The sequence below is a fragment of the Collimonas sp. genome, assembly GCF_035566555.1.
Classification (GTDB): domain Bacteria; phylum Pseudomonadota; class Gammaproteobacteria; order Burkholderiales; family Burkholderiaceae_D; genus Collimonas.
The window spans coordinates 1-5,875 of record NZ_DATMRB010000018.1 but is presented as its reverse complement, the minus strand read 5'-3'; the positions used below and the strand labels follow the sequence as shown (position 1 = coordinate 5,875).

Below are 5,875 nucleotides of genomic sequence, written 5' to 3'. Positions count from 1 at the left end.
CGCATGGTCAGCAAAGGATATACGCCGAAGCAGGTGCGTTTGCTGTGCGAATGGTATCTGCGCGTGCGCAAGTCATCGTAAGATGGGTCGATAGTAGTAGCGACTCCGCCGTCCGACTAGGAGAGCCGACCGTGTTGCATCAGATAATCGACCGTAGACTGTCTGGCAAGAACAAAAGCATTGCCAACCGGGAGCGCTTTCTACGGCGCTTCCGGGCGGCCATCCATCGTTCGGTGACCGAGGCCGTGCGCGACCGCGGCATCAAGGAAATCGAAAACGCCAAGAGCATCAGCATCCCGCGCAAGGGCATCAGCGAGCCGGTATTCGGCCATGGCCCCGGCGGCAAGCGCGAGATGGTCCACCCCGGCAACCAGGATTATCTGCAAGGCGACCGCATCGCCCGTCCGGACGGCGGCTCCGGCGGTGGCGGCGGCAGCTCCGCCAGCGATTCGGGCGAGGGCGAAGATGAATTCGTGTTCCAGCTGTCGCGCGAAGAATTCATGCAGTACTTCTTCGAAGACCTGGAACTGCCACGCCTGATCAAGACCAATCTGCTGGCGGTGCCGAGCTGGAAAAACATGCGTGCCGGTTATTCTACCGACGGCAGTCCCAACAATATCGATATCGTCCGCTCCCTGCGCAGCTCGCTCGGACGCCGCATCGCGCTCGGTTCGCCGCTGGTGGTCAGGCTGCGCGAACTGGAAGCGCTGATGGAAACGCTGAAGGCGGATCCGGACGACCGACGTGAAGAAATCGTGCGCCTGGAAGACGATATCCACCATCTCAAAGGCCGCATCTGGCGCATCCCGTTCATCGATCCCTTCGACCTGCGTTACGTCAACCGGGTCAAGGTGCCGCAGCCGTCCAGCCGCGCCGTGATGTTTTGCGTGATGGACGTATCGGGCTCGATGGATGAACAACGCAAGGATCTGTCGAAGCGTTTCTTCATTCTGCTGTACCTGTTCCTGACCCGCAATTACGAACACATCGAAGTCGTGTTCATCCGCCATCACACGCGTGCCGACGAGGTGGATGAAGATACCTTCTTCCACTCGCAGGAAAGCGGCGGCACGGTAGTGTCCAGCGCCCTGGAGCTGATGAAGAAGATCATCGACGAACGTTATCCGCCCGGCGACTGGAACATCTACGGCGCTCAGGCTTCCGACGGCGACAACTGGAATGACGATTCGCCCAAGTGCCGCGAGCTGCTGGAGCTGGAAATTCTGCCGCGCTCACGCTATTTTGCCTATATCCAGGTAACCGTGGAAGAACAGAATCTGTGGACCGAGTACCAGCAGATCGCGGCCGTCAATCCGCAGTTTGCAATGAAGAAGGTACAGACCGCCAGCGAGATTTATCCGGTATTCCGCGAACTGTTTGAAAAGCAGGTCCATACATGAACGACCGCCTAGCCAAGGGCGTCAATCAAGCGCTGCCCTGTCCCTCCGACTGGAGCTTCGACCTGATCGAGCAATACAACGACGAAATTGCCCGCGTCGCCGCTAGCTACAAGCTGGATATCTATCCGATCCAGCTGGAGATCATCACTGCCGAGCAGATGATGGATGCCTACGCCTCGGCCGGCATGCCGGTGAATTACCGCCACTGGTCGTTCGGCAAGCACTTCCTGATGACCGAGCGCGATTACAAGCGCGGGCAGATGGGCCTGGCCTACGAGATCGTCATCAACTCAAATCCCTGCATCGCCTACCTGATGGAAGAAAACACCATGACGATGCAGGCGCTGGTGGTGGCGCATGCAGCGTATGGCCACAATTCCTTTTTCAAGGGCAATTATCTGTTCCAGCTGTGGACCGATGCCCACGCCATCATCGATTACCTGGTCTACGCCAAGGCCTATATCGCCGAATGCGAGGAGCGCTATGGCTTTTCCAAGGTCGAGGAACTGCTGGATTCCTGCCACGCGCTGATGCACTACGGCGTCGACCGCTACAAGCGGCCGCAGAAGCTGTCGCTGGAAAAAGAGCAGGCGCAACGGCGCGAACGGGCCGAATACATGCAGTCGCAGGTCAATGAATTGTGGCGTACCCTGCCGGAGAAAAAGGAAGAAGCCGCGGAGCGTGTCGAAGGGCGCTTCCCGCCGGAGACGCAGGAAAACCTGCTGTACTTTGCCGAAAAAAATTCACCGCTGCTGGAGTCATGGGAGCGCGAGGTGATCCGCATCGTGCGCAAGGTCGCCCAGTACTTTTACCCGCAGCGCCAGACCCAGGTCATGAACGAAGGCTGGGCCACTTTCTGGCACTACACGATTCTCAATACACTGTACGATGAAGGCAAGCTGACCGACGGCTTCATGATGGAGTTCCTGCACTCGCACAGCAACGTCGTCTATCAGCCGCCGGTGACCAAGTCCTATTACAGCGGCATCAATCCCTACGCGCTGGGATTCGGCATGATGAGCGATATCCGCCGCATCTGCGAAAAGCCCACCGAGGAAGACTACCGCTGGTTTCCAGAACTGGCCGGCACGCCCTGGCTCGAGACGCTGCATTATGCGATGCGCAATTTCAAGGACGAGAGCTTCGTCGCGCAATACCTGTCGCCGAAGCTGATACGAGACATGCGTCTGTTTGCGGTGCTGGACGATGAAAACCGCAGCGAGCTGGAAGTCTCGGCGATCCACAACGATGCCGGCTACCAGTACGTGCGGCAGGCGCTGTCGCGCCAGTACGATATCAACCACCGCGAGCCCAACATCCAGGTCTGGTCGGTCAATACCCGCGGCGACCGCAGCCTGACCCTGCGCCACTTCCGCAGCGACGCCCGGCCGCTGGCCGAAGGCACCGACGAAATGCTGCGCCATATGGCGCGGCTATGGCAGTTCGACGTCTATCTCGAAAGCGTGGATGACAGCGGCAATGTGTTGCAGCGCTATGAGTGCGTCAGCGAGAACAAGTACGTGTTGCGGCCGTAGGGTGGGTACAGCGTGCTCATGCGTGACAGTAATCAGAAGATAGAAACCAGAAGGCGGTGTGGGCAGCTTATGCCCACTCTCTATCAGGCGCGGCTGTGCACCAGCTTGCCGGCAGCGTAGGTTGCCGCTATCGCCCGGTCATCCCCCAGCAGCGCCAGCGCAAACAATAATTCTTCCAGACTCTCGGTACGTTCGCTGCGACGCGCCAGCAATGGCGTTGCCTGCGGATCGAGCACGATGAAATCGGCCTCGGCGCCTGGCACGAAATTGCCGATCGTGCCTTCCAGCTGCATACTGCGCGCGCCGCCCAAGGTCGCCAGGTAGAACATCCGCAAGGCCGGCAGGTAGGTGGTCGCCATGCGCGCCACCTTGTACGCTTCGTTCATGGTTTGCAGCATCGAGAAACTGGTGCCGCCGCCGACATCCGTCGCCAGCGACAATGGCACGCCGGCAGTATCGGCGCCTGCAAAATCGAACAATCCGCTGCCGAGGAACAGATTGGAGGTCGGACAGATCGCTATCGCCGATTGCGTTTCCGCCATGCGGCGGCGATCTTCATCGTCGAGCCAGACGCAGTGTCCGTACATCGAGCGCGGGCGCAGCATGCCGTACTTGTCGTAGACGTCCATATAGCTGCGTGACTCTGGAAACAGCGATTTGACCCACGCCACTTCGTCTGTATTTTCCGCGGCATGCGTCTGCAGGTAGGCATCCGGATAAGCCTGCGCCAGTTCGCCTGCCAGCTGCAATTGCGCGTTGCTGGATGTCGGCGCGAAACGCGGGGTGATCGCATACAGCTGGCGGCCGCGCTTATGCCACTTCTTCAGCAGCTCCTCGCTGTCGCGGATGCCGCCTTCGGCGGTGTCTTGCAGGAACTCAGGACAATTGCGGTCCATCAACACCTTGCCGGTCACCATCCGCAAATTGCGCGCTTCGCTGGCGGTGAAGAAGGCATCTACTGACACCGGATTGACGGTGCAATACACCATCGCCGTGGTAGTGCCGCAGCGTAGCAGTTCGTCGATGAAGAACTTGGCGACTTCGCCGGCGTGGGCCGGGTCGCTGAACTTGCGCTCGGTCGGGAAGGTATATTTTTCCAGCCAAGGCAGCAAGCCCGGCGCCGGCGAGGCAATCATGTCGGTCTGCGGGTAGTGCAGGTGGGTATCGATAAAACCCGGCATGATGATCTTGCCGCGGTAGTCCTGGATTTTCAGTTCGCCTTTCAGTTCAGCTTTCAGCTGTGCGGAAAGCTGTTGATAATCCCCTGCCGCGACGACCTTGCCGTCGGCGATCAGCAGCAAGCCGTCTTCATGCCAATGATAGGCGTCCGAATGCTGGGCGGGATCCTCGCTGAAATGCAGGACACTCGCCCGGTAGGCTTGCAGCGTGGACTGATCGATATGGCTGAAACGGAGGTCTGACATGAAAACTATCCTTGAATAAAAAGCGGACTAGGGCCGCTATGGGCGATGCATTGCGGACCCGATGCACACCGGGCCCGGTCCAGAGATGAATTAAACTGTGCTGACCAGTTGCAGCTGCAGGCGCAGCTGCGGGGCGCTGGCCGCCGCTAGCTGCTGCTTGGCGATCTGTTCCCAGACCTGCAGCAGTTGCGCTGTCACCGATGCCGCGATCACTGCTGGCTCCTTGCCGACAATGCCGGCAATGCCGATCGGGCACACCATCTCAGCCAGGCGTTCATGCGAAATGCCGCGTTCGTGCAGGCGATGCTCGAACTGCATGCGCTTGCTCTTGGAGCCGATCAGGCCGAACCAGGCAACCCCGGCGCGTTGCAGAATCTGTGCCGACAAGCGCTGGTCGAGTGCGTGATTGTGTGTCATCACCAGGAAGCAGGAACCGTCCGGCGCGTTATCCACCACGGCTTCCGGGGTATCGGTGGCTTCGATGCGGACGTTGGCCGGGAGGGCGTCCGGGAACATTTCTTCCCGCTCGTCGACCCACACCACCCGGCAAGGCAAGTCGCCAAGCGCTTTGACGATCGCTGCGCCGACATGGCCGGCGCCGAACAGGAACAGTTGCGGCCGCGTTGCCAGGCAGGCATCCAGCAGCCAGCGGCGGCCATTATCGTCGCGCAGGATGGTGCAGGCGCCGAGCGCCTTGGCGGAAGGTGTCAGCAGCGATGGCAAGGTAGGCAGGCGTCCCGGTCCATGCAGGCGCGCGCCGTCGGCGTCGCACATGGCTGGCGGCGCAGCATCTTCCAGCGCAACCAGGCGCCAGCTGTCTTCGGCATCGCGCAGGCGGCGCTGCAGGAAACTGAAATAGTCGGCCGAAGCAGCCGTCACGCGTTCAAACGCCAGGTGCACTACGCCGCCGCAACACTGCCCCAGCGAAGGGCCAAGCGAAAATCGCTGCAGGCGCCGTTCACGGCTCAGCGACAAGCCTTCTTCCAGCATCTCGCGGGCGATCCTGATGGCCTGCAATTCAAGATGGCCGCCGCCGATGGTATCGAACTGGCCAACCGCGGTCACGACCATTTTTGCACCCGGCTCACGCGGCCCGGAACCCTCGACCTGCGCCACGGTGATCAGGATCGCCGTGGTGTTTTGCGAGGTTTGCGTAATCGGCGTAGTGAGCAGCGTGGTAAGCGCCTCCAGCCAGTTGTTCATGATATGGCTCCGGATCAGACCGCGCGCGCCAGGGCGCGGACGGCGTCGACCGCTTTCAGGATCGCTTCGCTGGTGGCCGGTGCATTCAATGGCGGATTGAAGCGCTTGCCGCCGACGCTGGCGACCGCGTCGCGGATCGCGAAAAAGACCGAGAACGGCAGCAGCAGCGGCGGCTCGCCGACCGCCTTGGAGCGGTGGATGCTGTCTTCGACGTTGCGGTTCTTGAACAGCTTGACGCGGAAATCCTGCGGGCAATCCGAGATGCCAGGAATCTTGTAGGTCGACGGCGCGTGCGTCATCAGCTTGCCGTCCT

General features: G+C 60.5%; 4 protein-coding genes and 1 pseudogene. 2 read left to right on the top strand and 3 right to left on the bottom strand.

Features of this window, described 5'->3' with window-relative positions:
- Nucleotides 1–131: 131 nt before the first annotated feature.
- Nucleotides 132–1,400 (top strand): YeaH/YhbH family protein, encoded by a 1,269-nt coding sequence (locus VNZ65_RS03190; RefSeq protein ID WP_325665995.1) that lies wholly within the window; start codon nt 132–134, stop codon nt 1,398–1,400.
- Complete coding sequence (locus VNZ65_RS03185; RefSeq protein WP_061945047.1) at nt 1,397–2,935, top strand: SpoVR family protein; 1,539 nt, start codon at nt 1,397–1,399, stop codon at nt 2,933–2,935. The genes VNZ65_RS03190 and VNZ65_RS03185 overlap by 4 nt, the downstream gene beginning before the upstream one ends.
- Before the next feature lie 83 nt (nt 2,936–3,018).
- On the opposite strand, the gene guaD is transcribed toward VNZ65_RS03185, so the two are convergent.
- From guaD to VNZ65_RS03170, 3 genes and pseudogenes are all read right to left on the bottom strand, one after another.
- Nucleotides 3,019–4,359 carry a guanine deaminase gene (guaD, locus tag VNZ65_RS03180; protein WP_325665992.1) on the bottom strand — a complete coding sequence of 447 codons (1,341 nt, stop codon included), beginning with the start codon at nt 4,357–4,359 and terminating at the stop codon, nt 3,019–3,021.
- Nucleotides 4,360–4,449: 90 nt separating this feature from the next.
- Nucleotides 4,450–5,562, bottom strand: a complete 1,113-nt coding sequence (xdhC, locus tag VNZ65_RS03175) for a xanthine dehydrogenase accessory protein XdhC (RefSeq protein ID WP_325665990.1) — start codon at nt 5,560–5,562, stop codon at nt 4,450–4,452.
- Between the two features lie 14 nt (nt 5,563–5,576).
- A pseudogene (locus VNZ65_RS03170) lies at nt 5,577–5,875 on the bottom strand (xanthine dehydrogenase molybdopterin binding subunit); the annotation flags it as partial.

Bases quoted from the DNA above. Each gene is read 5' to 3' on its own strand.
- VNZ65_RS03185 (WP_061945047.1), top strand. From the start codon at position 1,397: ATGAACGACCGCCTAGCCAAGGGCGTCAATCAAGCGCTGCCCTGTCCC.
- guaD (WP_325665992.1), bottom strand. From the start codon at position 4,359: ATGTCAGACCTCCGTTTCAGCCATATCGATCAGTCCACGCTGCAAGCC.
- xdhC (WP_325665990.1), bottom strand. From the start codon at position 5,562: ATGAACAACTGGCTGGAGGCGCTTACCACGCTGCTCACTACGCCGATT.